We start from the raw sequence: 17,794 nt of genomic DNA, 5'->3' as shown, positions 1-17,794 counted from the left end.
GGTTCAGGTCATGGCCGGGCGAATGACCGGGACTTCGAACGAATCGCCCAGAAGTGGATCACCAGCCCGATACCCCAGCCCAGAATCGACCACAAGGGCCAGAAGAAGTGGTCGGGTGTGAGAATCGCCCACAGCACCACCTGGGCCGCATTGGCGATGATGTACCAGAGAAGGTGGATCCGCAGGCCCCACCTCATGGCCTTTTCGCTCTTATGCATGTTCCCTCCCGCGGCTCGTCGGATCGATGCACTTGCGGTGACCAGCGGTGCTATCGCGGGAGCACCTGTTCCTGCACTGCTGTCTCGATGAGGGCCACCGTCGCACCCGGCCGGGAGACGAACACCATGTGCGAAGCACCCTCGACCACCTGGGTCTTCGCGCCGGAGCGCTGGGCCATGAACTCCTGTGTCGCCGGTGGGATGATCCTGTCGGCGCCGCTGATCAGGTTGTAGTTCGGAATCGTGTGCCATGCCTGCGGACCGGTGGCGGGCTCGCCCAGGGCGGCGCCGGTGGCCGGGCGTTGCGTGATCGAGTAGAGGGCAGCTTCCTCCGCGGACACGTCGGCCGCGAAATGAGGGTGGAAGACCTTGGGGTCGATGTAAAGGTCTACCTGTCCGTCGGGCAGTGGCACAGGCTTCAGGGACTCGCCCACGGTGCTGCCCGGGAACTTCTCGACCAGTGATTGCGCGCTCTCGCCCGTCTCCGGCACGAACGCCGCCAGGTAGACCAGCGCCTTCACGTTCGCGTTTCCCGCAGCGGCGGCGGAGATGACCGCACCGCCGTACGAGTGCCCGACCAGCACGATCGGTCCCTCGATGCTGTCCAGCAGTGCCTTGACGTTGGCCGCGTCAAAGGTGAGTCCCCGCAGCGGATTCGGCGCGGCGACCACCGGATGACCGTCGGCGACAAGCCGCTTGGCGACGGCGTTGAAGCCGCTGCTGTCGGCAAAGGCTCCGTGCACGAGCACGATCGTCGGATTCCCGCTCACCGTGGACCAACCTCTCCTTCGGATGACGGCCGGCACGGGAGGCGCGACCGCGGTGACCGTGGCGGGTGTGCCGATGAATTCAGCGAGAACGCCGCACCTCCACACCCTCACGCTCGGCGCAAAGCTATGGCGTCGCACTGGACGGGAATTGAATGAGACCGGGGCCTGGTTCCGGAGGGCCTTCCCTGATCATTCAGTCGACGTCAAGCCGGTTCGGCCAATCTGAGCCCGCGGGGGACGGATGACTGGGGGTTGCAGATGGGGTCGGACGACGAAGCCGACGTGGTGGTGATCGGGTCGGGCATGGGGGGTCTCGCGGCGGCGCGCACGATCGCGCAGTTCGGCGGGAAGCGTGTTCTCGTCCTCGAACAGCACTACACGCTCGGCGGGATGACGCACGAGTTCTCCCGCGCCGGGCGATACCGGTTCGGCACCGGGCTGCATTACATGAGCGCGAACGCCGGTCCGTTCCTCGGGTTCATGACGGACGGACGGGCGCAGCTCTCGCCGCTGCCGGACGAGTACGACGCACTGCACTTCCCGGGGTTCGATTTCGTCGTTCCCGGCACGAAGGAGCGGTTCCGCACGCGCTTGAAGGAACAGTTCCCCGCCGAGGCCGACGCGATCGACCGATTCTTCCGGACCACGCGCTGGGCCATGGCCGGGCTGGCCGCGCGCAATGTCATCGCATCGTTCCCCGCCGGGCTACGCAGAGCGGGTGCGCCCGTCGTCGAGCGGCTGTTCCCGTCGGCGTTCCGATCGTTGCGGGATCAGGTTTCCCGCAGTTTCCGCGATCCGCGTCTGCGGGCCGTTCTGGCCGCGCGGTGGGGGCTGTACGGCACTCCGCCGGCATCGAGCGCGTTCGGCTATCACGCGGCGGTCCCGCTGACCTTCTTCATGGAAGGCACCGCACATCCCGTGGGCGGCCCGCAGGAACTCAACCGGGTCGTTCTGGAGATCCTGCAGCGGTACGGCGTGGTGCTGCGCTCCCGGCAGAGGGTCCATGAGGTCGTTGTCGAGAGAGGCAGGGTGGTCGGCGTCGATGTCGAGGACACCGCCACCGGCCGTCGTTACCGAGTGCGGACGGACACCGTGGTCTCGGCGGCCGGAGTGCGTAACACGTACGCCCTGATCGGGAAGAGTCACGAACTGGCGGATCTGCCTGAGGAACGGTCGGCGGTCATGCTGTTTCTCGGACTGGATCGGTCGCCGGCCGAGTTCGGGCTGCGCGGCGAGAACCACTGGTTCATGCCGGATCTCGACGACAACGACGGCGTTCAGCGCCTTCCGGGGGAAGGCACGCTGTACGTGTCGTTCGCCTCGCTCAACAACCCGGCCGCCCGGTTCCACACGGTGGAGCTGCTGGAACTCGTCGATCCGAAGGTGGTCGACGAGTGGCGTGGGACGCCCGAGAACGAGCGGCCGGAGCGCGGGCCGGTCCTGGACGACGAGCAGTTCCGCCGGCTCGCCGAGTACGGTGAGGTGGAGCACGCCGAGCCCGGCCGGGACCTGTTCACGACCGGCGACGACACCTACGACTTCTTCCTGCTCCGGTCGGCGACCGTGGACATCGTCCGGGACGCGACGGCGATCGAGCCGGAGCGGCTGATCTACCGGGGCGGCCCCGGAGACTTCCTCGGCGAGCTCAACCTGCTGACCGGTCAGCACGTCTACCTGACCGCCCGCGTGGTGTCCGCCGGGACAGTCGTCCGGATCCGGGCGGTGATGTTGCGCCGGGCCCTCGCCGAGCAGGCCGACATCGCCGACACGCTGATCGAGGCGTTCAGGGAACGGCGCGAGGTGATCCGCGGTGCGGCGGGCAACGCCCTGGAGCTCGTCGGCCGGTCGTACGCCGCGGAGACGCTGGAACTACGCACCTATGTGACACAGATGCTCCTGCCACATTCCTGGTTCGACGCGGCCTCGCACCCCGGACGCTCGCTGATGAGACGGGCGGGGCTCGGCGAGGACGACCTCCCGGCCGCGATGGTCAACGGTTCGCTGCTGAGGCGCGCGACGCCCGGGGCTGTTGCCGAGGTGCTCGGTCTCACCTATCGAGCCGACGCGCGTCCCGTCGATCTCGTCGTGGTGGGCGCCGGCCCGGCGGGTCTGGCCGCCGCCGTGTACGGGGCGTCCGAGGGTCTCGTCACCATACTGCTGGACCGCGCCGGGCTCGGCGGCCAGGCCGCCAAGAGCGCCCGCATCGAGAACTATCTGGGCTTCCCGCATGGAGTCAGCGGCGAAAGCCTGACCCGTCTGGCGATGGTCCAGGCGCTCAAGTTCGGTGTACGGATCCACTCGCCCTGCGCGGTGGCCGGCCTGGACCTCTCCGAGGAGCGACGGCCGGCCGTCCTGCTGGAGGACGGCACACGCATGCGGTGCCGCGCGGTGATCGCCGCGACCGGGGCCCACTACCGGCACCTCGACCTGCCGCAATGGACGACTTTCGAGAAGTCCGGTTGCGTCCGGTACGCCGCGACCGAGCTGGACGTCCGAGGCTACGAAGACCAGCCGGTGACGGTCGTCGGCGGCGCCAACTCGGCCGGACAAGCGGCCCTGTCCCTCGCCGCCCGTGGTGCGACGGTGGATCTGATCGTCCGCGGCGCCGATCTCGGAGCCCGGATGTCGTCCTACCTGACCGACCGGATCCGAGCGCATGCGCGGATCCAGGTCCACACCAGCAGCACGATCCGCGAACTGGGTGGCGACGACACCCTCGCGTCGATCGTGGCCGAGAGGTCCGACGGGCGGCGGAACCGGCTGGTTTGCCGCGCCCTGTTCTGCTTCATCGGCGCCGACCCGGTGTCGGGCTGGCTGGACGGCGTGGCCAAGGCCCAGAGCGGCTTCGTCCTCACGGACAGCCGCCTGCCTGCCGAACCGTTCGGTACGGCCCTGCCGTTCCAGACCAGCGCACCCCGGGTCTTCGCGGTCGGCGACCTCCGGGCGGGCTCGACGAAAAGAGTGGCCACCGCCGTCGGCGACGGCGCCGGCGCTGTCTCCTCCGTCCACGAGGCACTCGCCGGCGACTGACTCGCCCCTCGGCGGCCGCCGGGGGTTTCACCTCTGTTGATACCGAGGGGCCGAGTCGGCGCCCGGAGGGACACCTCGTACCGGTCGCCTGCCACCGCTGCCGCGAGGCCTCCCGAGGAGAGCTGACACCGGGGCGGTCGCTGACGGTCGCCGCATGTCCTCGTGCCGCGCTGCCGACCACTCTCGCGCGGGTGGCGACTTCGGCGGCTCCGAGGGTGACGAACGCGCCGTTCGGAGTGTGGACGGTGAACTTGCCCGGGGGGCGACAGCCTCGGAGCCGGGCTGCCGCCGACGTCTTTCAATAATGGGCAGCCGGCCGGTGGTGTCGAGCAGGCGGGTGGGCCCTCGGCGGTCCACCCCGTTCAGAGGTGCCAGACCATCTCCAACCAGCCGTCGTCCATGACACCGGCCGAGGGCTGACGGGGCGAAGCAGCCTCTCGGTAGGCATCACGGATAGGAGGTGGCGCGGGCGACACGGGCGTGAAGCAGACGGGGCGATGATTCGAAACCGTGGCGGGAGTAGGCCGGGACCGCGCGGGGGCTGGAGTGCACGGTGACGCGTTCGAGCCCGAGCTCCCGAGCGCGATCCAGGACCGCGTCGATGAGCCGGCCGCCCAGGCCGCCATCGCGTTCGCCGGGAACGACATACACGCACTGCAGGTCGCCCGATGCCCGCTGCAGGGCACGCGGGCTGGGCACCCGCGGGAGGACCGCCAGCCAGGCCATGCCGATGATCACCTCATCGCGGACCACGACCATGCAGCGATGCGACGACGTGTTCTCCCTCGCCCACGTGACGAAATGCCCCACGAACTCCGCGCGCCCGGTGACGGGAGCGTCTTGGTTCTCCAGGACCCACTGCCATCGGAGTTCAGCGACGACGTCCAGTTCATCGGAGACGACCGGACGGATGACGACGTTGTTGTCCACCCGCGCATTGTGCGGTCGTCCGGCCGCCGCCGTCATCACCGCAACGCGGCCCCACACCCACCACGCTCCGCACCCCGCCACCCCGGTGCGGGCGCTGAACACCGCCTTGGCCCGCATACCGTCCTGCCCGAACAACCGCGCCCGGTCGGCTTGAACAGCATCTGGTCCGGGTCGCAGCCGACCCTGACCTTCACGACCGGATGAGTCCCCGGCCCAGCCTTCGGCAGCCGGTTACTCAGAGCCAGTCCTTCCGCTTGAAAATGAAGTACAAACTGGTGCATACGACCGCCATCAGGGCGATTGCGAAGGGGTATCCGAGCACCCAGTGCAACTCCGGCATCTCCCTGAAGTTCATGCCGTAGATCGTGCCGACGAGGGTCGGGGCGAAGAGGATCGCCGCCCAGGAAGAGATCTTCTTGAAGTCGTCTACCTGGGGGCGCTGACCTGCGGCGATGCCGCATTCGCTGTCTATGACCTGCGTCGACGTGTCTTTCGCGGCCTTTCGGGCTCATGCCGCGTTGTGCAGTCGATTCTCCCCACGCGCTCCCCAGGGCCGCTCAAACTCCCCAGATTCTCCCCAGAGGAGCGGCTCGTCGCAGAGTGCAGGAGACGGTGTTGTGTTGTTTGCGGTGCAGGGGTCCCTGCGCACAGTACGTTATCGACGGACCCGCGCCCTCTGACTGCGTGCTGGTCGATGGGCGGCTTCGCCACAGCCGAACTCGATGTACATCTCAAAGGGCGTGACGCCGGAAGACGACTTGTGCGGCAGGCGCCGGTGGTCCGTGTGGCCTCGGCATGGGCTCCGGTTGTCAGTGGAGTAGGTCCCGATCCCGCGCCCTTGTGGAAGGTACCCCTCGCGGCCCTTTCCAAGGGCCAAGGCGCCATCGAGCGCGTCGGCCCGATCGTCGCGGCGCTACTCACAAGCACGTCCGACAGCGTTCCCCTCAATCTCGTTGACGAGATCGCTCCTGTGCTCCGCGAAGCGACCGTCATCAGCGTCAATGCACTCGGCTATGCGGTACGGCTACGGCCCGCACCCGACGTCGCCATGGCACTGCGGCGCACTCTGCACGGACATAGGCAAGACTGCCGCAGAGAAGGAAGAGAAGGAGCGGACAGCCGCCTTCAAGCACGCTGCGGGCATCCGATGAGGAGATAGGGCGTTTTTGCTGGCTACGGTGGCGCCGTTTGGGACCACCTGGGAGGTCAAGGACCTGGTGGGTCCCTGCGTTGACGGTCACGGTGCCATAGCCGGCCTCAGGGCCGACGGCTCGGCCGGATCGCCCGCCCGGCTCAGCTGTCCTCGGGGACGCAGTGACTCAACAGGGCGGCGGCGATCGGGTCGACGATCCGGTAGCGGACCACCCGCCCGTCCTTCTCGCCCGCCACGACACCGGCGGCGCGCAGCAGCCGCAGGGCCTGGGACACGGCGGGGTCGTTCATGCCGGTCGCGATCGCGAGGTCCGAGACGGCGAGGGGGCCTGCCCGGTGCAGGGTCATGAGGAGGGCCAGGCGTCCGGGGTCGGAGAGCAGGGAGAACCGCTCGGCCCAGGCGCGGACATGGCCGGGCTCGCCGATGGCCGCGATGGCATCGCAGACCCGGTGGCCGTCGATGGTGCGGCGGTCGGCCCGCTCGGCGGGGACGAGGTGCATGGGGACATCCTCGCAGGTAGCCGGATGTGATCTTGCATACCTGCGCGGCTGCGCAGCTATGCAGTGATGAGTGGTCCCCCCTACGGTGGGCGGGCCGTGGTGTTCGGGAAGACCGGTGACAGCCCTTCGAGGTTCGAGGGGTTCAGGCCGGAGCGGCCCTCGCCACTGTGATCGGGGAGTTTCCGTCCCAGTTGTGCATGGTCACTGTCCGCCGCCCGGCGGACGGGAAGGCCGGGACGGACACGCACACACCCGTAAGCCAGGAGACCGGCCACGGCACTTCACGAAGTGATCCACGAGGTGCTGGAGCGTGACCGTATGACCCTGCCCACCGTGCCCACCACCTTTCGCTGGCGACGCGAGGACACCGTCCGTACCGCCGGGCTCCTGGCGGTGATCGCCGCGCTGCACGTAGTGGCGTTCGGCGTCCTGTTCCTGCTCGTCGCCCCCGGGCACTACGAGGTCGGCTCCAAGGCGTTCGGGGTCGGCCTCGGGGTGACCGCGTACACGCTCGGCATGCGGCACGCGTTCGACGCCGATCACATCGCCGCGATCGACAACACCACCCGCAAGCTGATGGCCGACGGCAAGCGGCCGGTGTCGGTCGGGTTCTGGTTCGCACTCGGCCACTCCAGTGTGGTGGTCGTCATGGCCGCCCTGGTCGCGGGAGGCGCACAGCTCGCCGGCACGCTGCTCAACGACGACTCCCGCACCCACCAGACCCTCGGTGTCGTCGGCACGACCGTCTCCGGGACCTTCCTCTATCTCATCGCCGCCCTCAATCTCGTGGCGCTCGCCGGCATCCTGCGGGTCTTCCGGGCGATGCGCTCCGGTACGTACGACGAGGCCGCCCTCGAACAGCACCTGGACTCGCGGGGGCTGATGAACCGTGTCCTGGGCCGCTTCACCAAGTCGATCACGCGGCCCGGGCAGATGTTCCCGCTCGGCTTCCTGTTCGGCCTCGGGTTCGACACCGCCACTGAGGTCACCCTGATGGTGATGGCGGGCAGCGGCGCCGCGGCCGGACTGCCGTGGTACGCGATCCTGTGCCTGCCGCTGCTGTTCGCCGCGGGGATGAGCCTGTTCGACACGCTCGACGGCACCTTCATGAACTTCGCCTACCAGTGGGCGTTCTCGAACCCGGTGCGCAAGGTGTTCTACAACCTCACCATCACCGGCCTGTCCATCGCGGTCGCCTTCCTCATCGGCACCATCGAACTGGTCGGGGTGCTGCACGAGAAGCTCGATCTGCGCGATGCCGTGACCGGTTGGATCGCCGGCCTGGACCTGGACAACGTCGGTTACCTCATCGTCGGCCTGTTCGTGGTCGTCTGGGCGGCGGCGTTGGCGTACTGGCGGCTGGCCAGGGTCGAGCAGCGATGGGCGGACCGTCTTGCAGACGGCGGCTGACCGCGGACGGCGGAACCTCGCTGTCTCGGTCCGTGGGTGAGAGCCGTGAACCGGACGGTGTCCGCGTCCGGCTCATGAGAGGAGGCCGAGCTCGGCGGGGCAGGAGGCGGCAGTGGTGCTCGTGCGCGGGCGGGGAGCGGGGCCCGCTCTCCCCATGACAGCATGCGGGGTGTGAGCGTGTCCCCGGCGGTACGGAGCCTGCGCGCGGCGGTGTTCGCCGCGCTCTGCGTGCTGCTTGCCGCCGGGGGTCACGCGCTGGCCACGGGCGCGGCGCCCCCGGTGTGGGTGCAGGCCGCCGGGTTCGTGCCGGTCTTCGGGGCCGGGTGTCTGCTGGGCGGCCGAGAGCGGTCATCTGCGGCCATCGGCGCCGGGACGTTCACCACCCAGGGCGGGCTGCACCTCGGGTTCGAGGCAGCGCGCCCGCACGCCACTATGGTCATGCACGGCATGCGCATGTCCCACACTCACGCGGTCACCCCACATGCCACCGCCGCGCACGTCGCGGCAGCCCTGGTGCTGACCTGGTGGCTGCGGCGCGGAGAGGCCGCGCTGTGGTCGCTGTTGCGCCGGGCCGCCGCGCTGGTACCGGGCCTGCCGGCCTGGTGGCGGGTGAGCGGCGGGGCACGGCTGGTGCCGGACGCGCTCGATGCCGTACGACTGCGGCGGCGCGCCGACGGCTCACGGCCGCCCGGACGTCCGCTGCTCCGGCACGCGATGCCGCGACGCGGGCCGCCGGGGACTCCGTACCCCATCTGACCCTGACACACCTTCCCCGTACGGAGATCGCCCACCCATGTCCCGAGCAAGCACCACCCTGCGCCGCGCCGCCGCGGTCACCACCCTGGCCGCCGTCGGCGTCCTCACCGCCGCGGGCATCGCCTCGGCCCACGTCACCGTCCACCCCGAGAGCTACGCCAAGGGCGCCACCGACGGCGTTCTGACCTTCCGGGTCCCCGACGAGGAGGACACCGCGAGCACCACCGAAGTGCAGGTCTTCCTGCCCACCGACCACCCCGTCCTCGGCGTTCTCGTCTCCCCGCGGGACGGCTGGACCGCCAAGGTGACGAACACGAAGCTCAAGACGCCCGTCAAGACCGACGACGGCACCATCACCGACGCCGTGTCCGAGATCACCTGGACCGGCGGGAAGATCGAACCGGGGCACTACGAAGACTTCGATGTCGCCTTCGGCCAGCTGCCGGAGGACACCGACCAGCTCACCTTCAAGGCCCTCCAGACCTACTCCGACGGCAAGGTCGTCCGCTGGATCGAGGAGGCCGAGAGCGGCGGCAAAGAGCCGGAGAACCCGGCGCCGGTCCTCAAGCTGACGGCCAAGGGAGCGACGGACGAGGGCGCCGCACCGAGCGCCTCCGCCTCGACTGCGAAGGCTTCCGACGCCTCCGGAACAACCGCGGCCAGCAGTGACTCCACCGCACGTGGACTCGGGATCGCCGGGCTGGTGGTGGGCGTGCTGGGCCTGGCCGCGGCGGCCTTCGCCCTGGTGCGCGGGCGCTCCGCTGGTTCCCGGCCCGAGTGAGGTGACCTGCCCTGCCGGCGGCGAGTCGTCGGCAGGGCACCCGCCCGTCAGAGCGACAGCCGCCTCTCGTATGCCGCGCGCACACCCGGCCGCCGACGGGGGGACCGCCGCGGCGATCGGCGCCCTGGTCCGGCCGACATCAAAGGTCGCGCCGGGCGCGCCTTCCTGCCTGCCCGTTCGTGGAAGCGGCCCCGAAGTTGTCGCGGAGGAGGCTGGATTGGGCGCAGAGGCTACAAGGTGCCACGCCTTCCTTCGGGTGCGGGCCCCACACCGCCCGCAATCCGGCAGCGCTGCTCCTGGGCGCGTACCGAGGCCGAGGGCAGGTGGCCTCGGCCCCGGCGGTGTGGCTGGCCGGCCCCGGCATCGTTCGTTCCTGCGGACTGTCTCCCCCCGTCGCGGATGTGACACACGTCACGATTGAATCCCGGAACTCGACGTCCTGCCGACTCGACTACTGCAGCGGTACGGCTACAACTGCCATCTTCTGCAAGACGGTTCGATGCGACCAGGAAAGGCCAGGCATGGCCGATATTCCGTTGTCACCCCGCCCCGCCGGTGTGGCCCTCCGCAGACTGCTGCCTCCTCCCGCGCTCTGCGGCTTCCTGCTTCTGCTGGTGCTGGTGTTCTCGGTGTCCTACGCCGTCGGATCGGCGGCGGGGCCGGTGGCGCCGGGCATGCACGGCACCGGGAGAGGCGGAAGCAGCGGTGGGAGCGGGGGCGGAGGCGGGAGCGGCGGCATGGACGACATGTCCGGGACGGACGGGAGCGTGGACGACATGCCGGGGATGGGTCACGGGAGCGGTGAGTGATGGCGGGTGAACCGACCGCGAGCCTCGTGGTCACGGACATCACCGTGGGCGGGATGACGTGCGCGGCCTGTGTCCGCCGGGTGGAGAAGAAGCTCGGCAAGTTGGAGGGCGTCACGGCCACGGTCAACCTGGCCACGGGGCTCGCGCGGGTCAGTCATCCGGCCGGTGTCGCGCCCGAGGACCTCGTCACCGCCGTCGAGCAGGCCGGATACCAGGCCGCTCTGCCCGTGCGTGAGGATGACGAGGGGATCGGGGACGCGGACGAGACCGGCACCGACGAGGCTCGTCGCGAGCGAGAACGGCTCCTGGTCACCGCCCTGTTGGCTGTACCGGTCCTGGCCCTGTCGATGGCGCCGGCCCTCCAGTTCCGCAACTGGCAGTGGCTGTGCTTCGTGCTGGCCGCCCCGGTGGCGGTGTGGAGCGCCTGGCCCTTCCACGTCAGGGCGCTGAGGGGGCTGCGTCACTCCGCGGCCACCATGGACACCCTGGTCTCGTTAGGGGTCGTTGCGTCGTTCGCCTGGTCGGCGTACGCACTGTTCCTCGGGGGAGCCGGCGAGCCCGGGATGCGGATGTCGTTCAGCCTGGTGCCCTCCGCGTCGGAGGGCATGGCGCACCTCTATCTCGAAGCCGCCGTGAGTGTCCCGCTGTTCGTGCTGACCGGCCGGTACCTGGAGGGCAGGGCCCGCCGGGGGACTGGTGAGGCGCTGCGATCGCTGGCCGAGCTGGCGGCCAAAAATGTGTCCGTACGGGACGGGCACGGCGAGCGGTCGATCCCCATCGAGCAGCTGCGCGTGGGGCAGGTCTTCGTGGTGCGTCCCGGTGAGCGGGTCGCCACCGACGGACGGGTGACGGAGGGCAGTTCGGCCGTGGACCTGTCCTTGGTCACCGGCGAGAGTGAACCCGTGGAGGTGGGGCCCGGCTCGGCCCTCGTCGGCGGGGCCGTCAACGCCGGCGGGCTGCTGCTCGTCCGGGCCACAGCGGTCGGCGCGGACACTCAGCTGGCCCGGATCACGCGCCTCGTCACGGAGGCCCAGGCCGGCAAGGCGCGGGCGCAGCGACTGGCCGACGCGGTCGCGGGGGTGTTCGTACCCGTCGTCATGGCCATCGCGGTGACAGTCCTCGGGTTCTGGCTGGGCGCCGGGGCCGACCCCCAGGCGGCGCTCACCGCCTGCGTGGCCGTCCTCGTCGTGGCCTGCCCCTGCGCGCTGGGTCTGGCGACCCCGACCGCCCTGATGGCCGCCACCGGGCGCGGGGCCCAGCTGGGTGTGCTGGTGAGCGGACCGCAGACGCTGGAGGCCCTGCAGCACGTGGACACGGTCGTCCTGGACAAGACCGGCACGCTGACCACCGGTCATATGACCGTCGCCCGGGTCACCGCTGTGCCGGGCCGACTCGGGCAGGACGCGGTGATACGGCTGGCCGGGGCGGTGGAGCGGGGCTCCGAGCATCCGATCGGACGGGCGGTCACCGCGTACGCGCGCCGTGCGGGAGACGCCGAACCGCTGCCGGACGTGACGGACTTCGCCGCGGTGCCGGGACACGGGGTCAGCGGTCGCGTGGACGGCCGTACGGTCGAGGTGGGCGCGCCGGACGGCGAGGTGCCGGGCGCGCTGGCCGACGCGCTGGCAGCGGCGGAGGACGCCGCGCACACACCGGTCGTGGTGCGGGTCGACGGCCGGGTCGAGGCGCTGATCGCCGTCGGCGACCTGGTACGCCCCGGCAGCTACCGAGCCGTGGAGCGGCTTCGCTGCCTCGGCATACGAGCGGTGCTCGCCACCGGTGACCGCCCGGCGCCCGCCGAAGCCGTCGCCGGTGCGCTGAACATCGACGAGGTGCACGCCCGCTGCTCCCCCGAGGGCAAGGCCGCCCTCGTGCGGGAGCTGAAGGAGGAGGGCGCCCGGGTCGCGGTGGTCGGCGACGGGGTGAACGACGCCGCAGCGCTCGCCGCTGCCGACCTGGGCATCGCCATGGGCAGCGGCACCGACGCGGCCATCGGTGCGGCCGACCTGACCCTGGCGCGCGGGGACATCGAGGCGCTCGTCGACGCCGTCCTGCTGGCCCGGCGCACCCTGGGCACGATCCGGGCCAACCTGGTGTGGGCGTTCGGCTACAACGTCGTCACCGTGCCGCTCGCCATGGTCGGCCTGCTCGATCCCATGGTGGCCGCCGCGGCGATGTCGGTGAGTTCCGTGCTGGTGGTGGCCAACAGCCTGCGGCTGCGCAGCTGGCAGCCGTCCCCCGGCCGGGGGCGGCGGCAGGGGCAGGGGCAGGGGACGCGGAGCGGTAAGGGTGGTGCCCGATGAGGCGGATCACGGACCTGCTGTCCTCCCTGGCCGGCCTGGACCGGCGGCGGCTGCGGGACGGGGCGCTCGCCGCCCTGGTGCCCGTCGCGGCGTGCAGCGTGGCGCTGGCGGGTCTGACCGCCTGGGTCGGCACGGGCAGGGCCGGCGGTCCGGCACGCATCCGGGTCACGGAGGGGCGGGTGCTGGTGCCGTCCGCCGGAGTCCCCGAGACGGCGGCGTTCTTCCACATCGCCAACGAAGGCGGCTCGGCCGACACCCTGGTCCGGATCACGGCGCGTGACGTCCCCGGCGATGTGACGCTGTCCCGGCACCGTATGCAGCAGGGCAACGCGGCCTACCGGTCCGCCGTCGACTCCGTGTCCGTCGCGGCGGGCGACAGCCTCGCCATGTCGCCGAGCGGGGTCGACCTGACGGTGCCCGTGCCCTCGGACAGGTGGCGTTCGGGCGATCTCGTGCCGTTCACTCTGGAGTTCCGGCGTAGTGGACGGGTCAAGGTCCTGGCCGTGGTGGTGCGGCCTGGGTCGGTGTCGTTGCAGTAGTCGTGTCCTGAGGTCCTTGAGTTCCCGTGTGTCTGCTGTGAGTTGTGTCACTTCCCGGTCGGTGAGTCGGAGGGTGGGGGTTCATACGTACCCCTTGCTGACGACCGGACGCCGGGTGCGAGGATGGGCGGGCTATGACTGTCCGAGGGTGGTGCCGCGCAGCGCGGGCCGGCGTGTTCGCCGCTGTCTGCGTGCTGCTCGCCGCCCTCGCTCACGCGACCATGTCGGGAACTCCCGTCCCCTGGTGGACCATGGCCGCGGGCGCGGCCGGGACCGCCACGGCGGGCTGGCTGCTGGCCGGCCGGGAGCGCGGCCGGACCCTGATCGTCGCGGTCGTGACCGCCGCTCAGGCGGTGCTCCACGAGACCTTCTCCCTGGCGCAGACACTCGCGTCCGCGTCGGCATCCACCCCCACCGCCCTGTCCCACGCCGGTTCCTCGGCGGGCACGAGCGCCATGGGCATGGGTTCGATGGGTTCGATGGGTTCGATGGACATGGGCTCCATGGGCGGGATGGACATGGGGTCCACCGTGCACACGGTGCACGGCATGGCCGGCCTCGACTACATGGACGGCATGCATGGCATGCATGACATGGCCGCCATGAGCGGTGCCACCTCGGTCGGCATGTTCGCCGCGCACCTTCTGGCCGCGGTCCTGTGCGGGCTGTGGCTTGCCTACGGCGAGCGGGCCGTCTTCCGTGTCCTGCGGGCGGCGGCGGCCTGGCTGGCGGCGCCCCTGCGGCTGCTGTTGGCGCTGCCCACGCCGTTCCGCCGTCCGTCCGTGCGCAGGCGCCGTGTTGCCGCCTGCCCGGCTTTGGTGCGTCTGCTGCTGTGCTGTTCCCTCACCTTCCGCGGGCCGCCCGCGGGTGCCGCTGTCGTCTGAGACAGCCGGATCCACCGGGGCCCACTTCGCCTCTCGTTCTGCGGCGCTCGCGTGTGCGGGTCCGCCGGCGGGCTCCTCGCCTCGGCGCGCCAACGCGCCGCCGTGAGCGGACAGTCCTGACGGGCCCCGGGCATCGCCGTACCTCTCGCGTACGGCCGCACCCCTGTGCCGGTGAGCCATGCCCCCGTGCGGGCCGGCCCCGGAAGACCTGAGAAGGACATCACGTGATGATCTCTGTCCTGCCCGCTCCCCGGGCGGAGCGCGCCTCCACCGACGAGGCCGCGACCGCCTGGGCGCTGGCCGCCCGCGGCGGCGACCCCGACGCGGCCGACCACTTCGTCCGTGCCCTCCACGGTGACGTGCTGCGCTATGTCACCTACCTCAGCGGCGATCCCCAGACCGCCCACGACCTGACCCAGGACACCTTCGCGCGGGCGTTCGGCAGCCTGCACCGCTACGAAGGCCGCGCCTCGGCCCGTATTTGGCTGCTGTCGATCGCCCGTCGCGCGGTCGCCGACAGCCTGCGCCGCGCCGCGGCCCGCCCCCGGATCTCGGATGTCACCGACTGGCAGACGGCAGTGGAACGCAACCAGCCGTTCGGCTTGCCGGCCTTCGACGAAGGCGTGGCCCTGCTCGACCTGCTGGAGGCCCTGCCCGCCGAACGCAGAGAGGCGTTTCTGCTGACCCAGGTGGTCGGACTGTCGTACGAGGAGGCGGCAGGCTTTGTCGGCTGCCCCGTCGGTACGGTCCGCTCCCGGGTGTCCCGAGCCCGCGCCACCCTGGAACGGCTGCTCCAGGAGGCCGACGGGCCAGACGTCCTGGCGGCCTGATCCGGGCGCCTTCGCGTGCCGGAAGCGCCAGTGCCGGCGCTCTCGGCGGCGCGGTCCCCGGAAGGGGCCGTGCCGCCGGGAACCCGACGGCGGGGGCGGGCGACTACTGGGGCATAAGGGTCAACAGCATGTGGCAGCCCCTTGGGGTGAAAGGGGCGCCTGCACCTGGCGCGAGTGGTCGGCTGTGTGGCAGCGGGTGTCAGTGTGCTGCCGGCCGACTATCCCACCGACGGCCTGGAACCGGCCGACCGGGACGCTCTCGTCCACCTCCTCGTCGAAGTGCCGGTGATCGTGCCGGTGTCTACCGCCGATCCAGCGTTCGTCGCGCTGCGCGACCGATGGGCGCGCACGACCCCGGACCGCCCCGGTGTGCCCCGTTCATCTGCGGCGATTCCGGAGTGACCAAGTGCCTCTAGAGGTTTGGTAATTGACGGAACATCACGGGAACTCCCCGGCCTCTTCACCCGACTACTACCGCGATGCCGGCACAGCGGTCGGCCACGGAGGTAGCGGCGGGGAGGGGCCTGTATGACACCCGAGATAGAGAACGCCTTCGCGGCGGTCAGAGGCGAGCACGGCGCGGACTCCGTCAGGCGTGTGGAACGGATGCTGGAGCCCGCGGGAGGGGGGCCGCGTCACCCGCTCCAGAAGGGAGCCAAGTGGATCCTGCCGGGGCTGTCCCCGACACCGTGGCACGATCCCCACGGCCATCCTGAACTGATCCCGGTCGTCGAGGCGTTCGAAGCCGCGCATCCGGCGATCAGAGAGGAGGTGACCGCGGCCTGGGCGGGGCGTCGGGAGGCGTTCTCGGACTACGAGCACTATCTGAGCCGACAAGAGGACTGGCAGGCCCTGTACCTGTACCGGGGAGGGGGTCTGGTCGAGGAATCGGCGGACGCCGTGCCCACGGCATACAAGATACTCAAGGAGTTCGCCGTCGAGACGGGTAAAATATGCCCCCTTCTGGAATGTCATTTCTCCACCCTGCTGCCGGGCGCGGCCATCGCCCCGCATTGCGACCTGTGGAACTTCAGTATCAATCTGCATCTCGCCGTGGACATTCCGGACGGATGCGGTATCACGGTGGCGGGTGAAACCCGTTCCTGGGTGGAGGGGAAATGTCTCCTCTTCGACTACTCCTTCGAACACGAGGCACGTAATGCCGGCGACCGCCCGCGGACCTGTCTGCTCGTAGACCTCTGGCACCCGGAGACGACCATTCCGGAACGTCAGGCGCTCACCGCGCTCATCACGGAGATCAGGCGCCTCATGGGAGATGGATGACCGACTGAAATAAGCAGCGAAAAACCATCCGGCAGTGTGCCACTGTCGGATTTCAGTGCTGCCTGGAAATTCAATTCACTCTCGCGGTAAATGTTCTTCTGTGGGCCGTTCTCAAGCCTTCCCCCCGGTGTTATGGTGACTGAAAATGATCGACCCGTTCGGGTTATCCGATCGGAATTATTTATTGTTTTCCGTTGATGGGATGAGGGGGTGTTGACCGGTGCGGGCACGACTGTCCCTTCTCGTTCTGGCGCTGGCCCAGCTGGTCATCGCGCTCGACTACAACATCGTCTACGTCGCCCTTCCCGACATAGGCACCGGTCTGGGCTTCTCTCCGCACGACCTCCAGTGGGTGGTCAGCGCCTACGTCGTCACGACGGGCGGCTTCCTCCTGCTGGGCGGCCGGACGGCCGATCTGCTGGGCCGGCGCCGGACCTTCGTAGCCGCGGCGCTCGTGTACGCGGGGTCCTCGCTGCTGGGCGGGCTGTCCCGGTCGGCGGATGTCCTGGTTGCGGTCCGTGCGGTGCAGGGCATCGGCGGCTCGCTGCTGTTCCCGGCCACCCTCGCCCTGATCAACACGATCTACGAGGAGGGGCCTGCCCGGAACCGGGCCCTGGCGGTGTGGGGCGCCGCGGGGGCCGGGGGCCTGTGCTTCGGATCGCTGCTGGGCGGGCTGCTCGTCGAGGCGTTTGGCTGGCCGTCCGTCTTCTTCGTCAACGTGCCCGTGGCCGCGGCGCTGGCGTGGTCGGGCCGACGGCTCTTCCCGGCGGACGGCCCGCGCACCGGCACCCGCCGGTTCGACGTCACCGGCGCGCTGGCCGCCACCGGCGGGATCACGCTCCTGGTCTTCCTGCTGGTGCATGCCCCCGAGGCGGGCTGGACCAGCCCGTCCGCCCTGCTCAGTGCCGCACTAGCGGTCATCTCGCTGACCGTTTTCGCGGTCGTCGAGACCCGTGCGCGCGACCCGCTGGTGCCGGCGCGGCTGTTCGCCCACCGTGGGCTGCTCGCCGCAATGGCGGTCACCGCTCTCTACAGCGCCACCTTCAGCTCGCTGCCCTATTTCATGACCCTCTACTTCCAGAACGTGCGCGGCTACAGCGCGTTCGCGACCGGACTGGCGTTCCTCGTCCCCGCGGTGGTCACCGCCTTGGGTACCCAGGCCGGCGAACGGGCCGTCGCCCGCGTCGGGGTACGGCGCATGCTGGCCGGCGGCATGATGCTGGGCGCGGGAGGAGCAGCCGCCCTCGGGCTCGCGCTCACCGGGAACGGTTCGTACCCCCTGCTCCTGCCCGGCATCGTGCTGCTGGGGCTCGGTCAGGGCGCCGCCTGGACCGGCATGTGGATCGTCGCGGCCGCCGGAGTCGCCGCCGAGGACCAGGGCGTGGCCTCCGGCATGGCCTCCACCACGCTCCAGGTGGGCGGCGCGGTCGGCCTCGCCCTGCTGGTCGCCCTGTCGTCGGGCGTCGGCCACGGTCCGGCCGGCGATGCCCTGCTCACCGGTATCCGCGCCGCCGTGTTCGCCATAGCGGCCGGTCTCGGATGCGGGGTGCCGCTCGCCCTGGCGCTGCGCAGAACCGTGCCCGTCGCCGCGTAGACA

At 70.4% G+C, this 17,794-nt stretch carries 16 protein-coding genes, 1 pseudogene and 1 riboswitch; of the genes and pseudogenes, 12 read left to right on the top strand and 5 right to left on the bottom strand.

The window, feature by feature from the left end; genetic code table 11:
* Nucleotides 1-8 precede the first annotated feature (8 nt).
* Complete coding sequence (locus tag ACZ69M_RS35025) at nucleotides 9-218, bottom strand: 2TM domain-containing protein (RefSeq protein ID WP_470056311.1); 210 nt, start codon at nucleotides 216-218, stop codon at nucleotides 9-11.
* A gap of 50 nt (nucleotides 219-268) precedes the next feature.
* On the bottom strand, nucleotides 269-988 hold the full coding sequence (locus ACZ69M_RS35020) for an alpha/beta fold hydrolase (protein WP_470056309.1): 720 nt from the start codon (nucleotides 986-988) through the stop codon (nucleotides 269-271).
* Nucleotides 989-1,246: 258 nt separating this feature from the next.
* Here ACZ69M_RS35020 and ACZ69M_RS35015 point away from each other — a divergent pair, with 258 nt between their 5' ends.
* On the top strand, nucleotides 1,247-4,018 hold the full coding sequence (locus ACZ69M_RS35015) for an FAD-dependent oxidoreductase (protein ID WP_470056307.1): 2,772 nt from the start codon (nucleotides 1,247-1,249) through the stop codon (nucleotides 4,016-4,018).
* 447 nt (nucleotides 4,019-4,465) lie between these two features.
* On the opposite strand, the gene ACZ69M_RS35010 is transcribed toward ACZ69M_RS35015, so the two are convergent.
* The 3 genes and pseudogenes from ACZ69M_RS35010 to ACZ69M_RS35000 form a co-directional block, all read right to left on the bottom strand.
* On the bottom strand, nucleotides 4,466-5,065 hold the full coding sequence (locus tag ACZ69M_RS35010) for a GNAT family N-acetyltransferase (protein ID WP_470056305.1): 600 nt from the start codon (nucleotides 5,063-5,065) through the stop codon (nucleotides 4,466-4,468).
* A 118-nt stretch (nucleotides 5,066-5,183) separates the two neighbouring features.
* Nucleotides 5,184-5,381: pseudogene (locus ACZ69M_RS35005) on the bottom strand (CorA family divalent cation transporter); the annotation flags it as partial.
* Nucleotides 5,382-6,241: 860 nt separating this feature from the next.
* On the bottom strand, nucleotides 6,242-6,601 hold the full coding sequence (locus ACZ69M_RS35000; RefSeq protein ID WP_470056303.1) for an ArsR/SmtB family transcription factor: 360 nt from the start codon (nucleotides 6,599-6,601) through the stop codon (nucleotides 6,242-6,244).
* A gap of 80 nt (nucleotides 6,602-6,681) precedes the next feature.
* Nucleotides 6,682-6,891: riboswitch (cobalamin riboswitch) on the top strand.
* Between the two features lie 28 nt (nucleotides 6,892-6,919).
* Between ACZ69M_RS35000 and nicT the strand changes: the two genes are divergently transcribed.
* The 11 genes from nicT (at nucleotide 6,920) to ACZ69M_RS34945 (ending at nucleotide 17,791) form a co-directional block, all read left to right on the top strand.
* Entirely contained in the window at nucleotides 6,920-8,011 is a 1,092-nt protein-coding gene (gene nicT, locus ACZ69M_RS34995; RefSeq protein WP_470056301.1) for a Nickel transporter NicT, read from the top strand.
* 162 nt (nucleotides 8,012-8,173) lie between these two features.
* Complete coding sequence (locus ACZ69M_RS34990) at nucleotides 8,174-8,767, top strand: hypothetical protein (RefSeq protein WP_470056299.1); 594 nt, start codon at nucleotides 8,174-8,176, stop codon at nucleotides 8,765-8,767.
* Nucleotides 8,768-8,804: 37 nt separating this feature from the next.
* On the top strand, nucleotides 8,805-9,548 hold the full coding sequence (locus ACZ69M_RS34985; RefSeq protein WP_470056297.1) for a YcnI family copper-binding membrane protein: 744 nt from the start codon (nucleotides 8,805-8,807) through the stop codon (nucleotides 9,546-9,548).
* Between the two features lie 521 nt (nucleotides 9,549-10,069).
* Nucleotides 10,070-10,357, top strand: a complete 288-nt coding sequence (locus tag ACZ69M_RS34980; protein WP_470056295.1) for a hypothetical protein — start codon at nucleotides 10,070-10,072, stop codon at nucleotides 10,355-10,357.
* On the top strand, nucleotides 10,357-12,660 hold the full coding sequence (locus ACZ69M_RS34975) for a heavy metal translocating P-type ATPase (RefSeq protein WP_470056293.1): 2,304 nt from the start codon (nucleotides 10,357-10,359) through the stop codon (nucleotides 12,658-12,660). Before ACZ69M_RS34980 ends, ACZ69M_RS34975 begins: the two co-directional genes overlap by 1 nt.
* Complete coding sequence (locus tag ACZ69M_RS34970) at nucleotides 12,657-13,199, top strand: copper chaperone PCu(A)C (protein ID WP_470056291.1); 543 nt, start codon at nucleotides 12,657-12,659, stop codon at nucleotides 13,197-13,199. Before ACZ69M_RS34975 ends, ACZ69M_RS34970 begins: the two co-directional genes overlap by 4 nt.
* 134 nt (nucleotides 13,200-13,333) lie before the next feature.
* The gene (locus ACZ69M_RS34965; protein WP_470056290.1) at nucleotides 13,334-14,083 is read left to right on the top strand and encodes a hypothetical protein; all 750 of its coding nucleotides are present in this window, start codon (nucleotides 13,334-13,336) and stop codon (nucleotides 14,081-14,083) included.
* A gap of 227 nt (nucleotides 14,084-14,310) precedes the next feature.
* On the top strand, nucleotides 14,311-14,913 hold the full coding sequence (locus ACZ69M_RS34960) for a sigma-70 family RNA polymerase sigma factor (RefSeq protein ID WP_470056656.1): 603 nt from the start codon (nucleotides 14,311-14,313) through the stop codon (nucleotides 14,911-14,913).
* 204 nt (nucleotides 14,914-15,117) lie between these two features.
* On the top strand, nucleotides 15,118-15,315 hold the full coding sequence (locus tag ACZ69M_RS34955) for a hypothetical protein (protein WP_470056288.1): 198 nt from the start codon (nucleotides 15,118-15,120) through the stop codon (nucleotides 15,313-15,315).
* Nucleotides 15,316-15,441: 126 nt separating this feature from the next.
* A complete protein-coding gene (locus tag ACZ69M_RS34950; protein ID WP_470056286.1) occupies nucleotides 15,442-16,197 on the top strand; it encodes an aspartyl/asparaginyl beta-hydroxylase domain-containing protein in 756 nt (251 codons plus the stop codon).
* A 220-nt stretch (nucleotides 16,198-16,417) separates the two neighbouring features.
* Entirely contained in the window at nucleotides 16,418-17,791 is a 1,374-nt protein-coding gene (locus tag ACZ69M_RS34945; RefSeq protein ID WP_470056284.1) for an MFS transporter, read from the top strand.
* The last annotated feature ends 3 nt before the right edge of the window (nucleotides 17,792-17,794 follow it).

It is taken from the genome of Streptomyces sp. NPDC107454, from assembly GCF_055582885.1.
This window is presented reverse-complemented; position numbering and strand designations above follow the sequence as displayed.

Coding starts and splice junctions, on each gene's coding strand:
- ACZ69M_RS35025 (WP_470056311.1), bottom strand. CDS start 218: ATGCATAAGAGCGAAAAGGCCATGAGGTGGGGCCTGCGGATCCACCTT.
- ACZ69M_RS35015 (WP_470056307.1), top strand. CDS start 1,247: ATGGGGTCGGACGACGAAGCCGACGTGGTGGTGATCGGGTCGGGCATG.
- ACZ69M_RS35010 (WP_470056305.1), bottom strand. CDS start 5,065: ATGCGGGCCAAGGCGGTGTTCAGCGCCCGCACCGGGGTGGCGGGGTGC.
- ACZ69M_RS35000 (WP_470056303.1), bottom strand. CDS start 6,601: ATGCACCTCGTCCCCGCCGAGCGGGCCGACCGCCGCACCATCGACGGC.
- nicT (WP_470056301.1), top strand. CDS start 6,920: ATGACCCTGCCCACCGTGCCCACCACCTTTCGCTGGCGACGCGAGGAC.
- ACZ69M_RS34990 (WP_470056299.1), top strand. CDS start 8,174: ATGCGGGGTGTGAGCGTGTCCCCGGCGGTACGGAGCCTGCGCGCGGCG.
- ACZ69M_RS34985 (WP_470056297.1), top strand. CDS start 8,805: ATGTCCCGAGCAAGCACCACCCTGCGCCGCGCCGCCGCGGTCACCACC.
- ACZ69M_RS34980 (WP_470056295.1), top strand. CDS start 10,070: ATGGCCGATATTCCGTTGTCACCCCGCCCCGCCGGTGTGGCCCTCCGC.
- ACZ69M_RS34975 (WP_470056293.1), top strand. CDS start 10,357: ATGGCGGGTGAACCGACCGCGAGCCTCGTGGTCACGGACATCACCGTG.
- ACZ69M_RS34970 (WP_470056291.1), top strand. CDS start 12,657: ATGAGGCGGATCACGGACCTGCTGTCCTCCCTGGCCGGCCTGGACCGG.
- ACZ69M_RS34965 (WP_470056290.1), top strand. CDS start 13,334: ATGACTGTCCGAGGGTGGTGCCGCGCAGCGCGGGCCGGCGTGTTCGCC.
- ACZ69M_RS34960 (WP_470056656.1), top strand. CDS start 14,311: ATGATCTCTGTCCTGCCCGCTCCCCGGGCGGAGCGCGCCTCCACCGAC.
- ACZ69M_RS34950 (WP_470056286.1), top strand. CDS start 15,442: ATGACACCCGAGATAGAGAACGCCTTCGCGGCGGTCAGAGGCGAGCAC.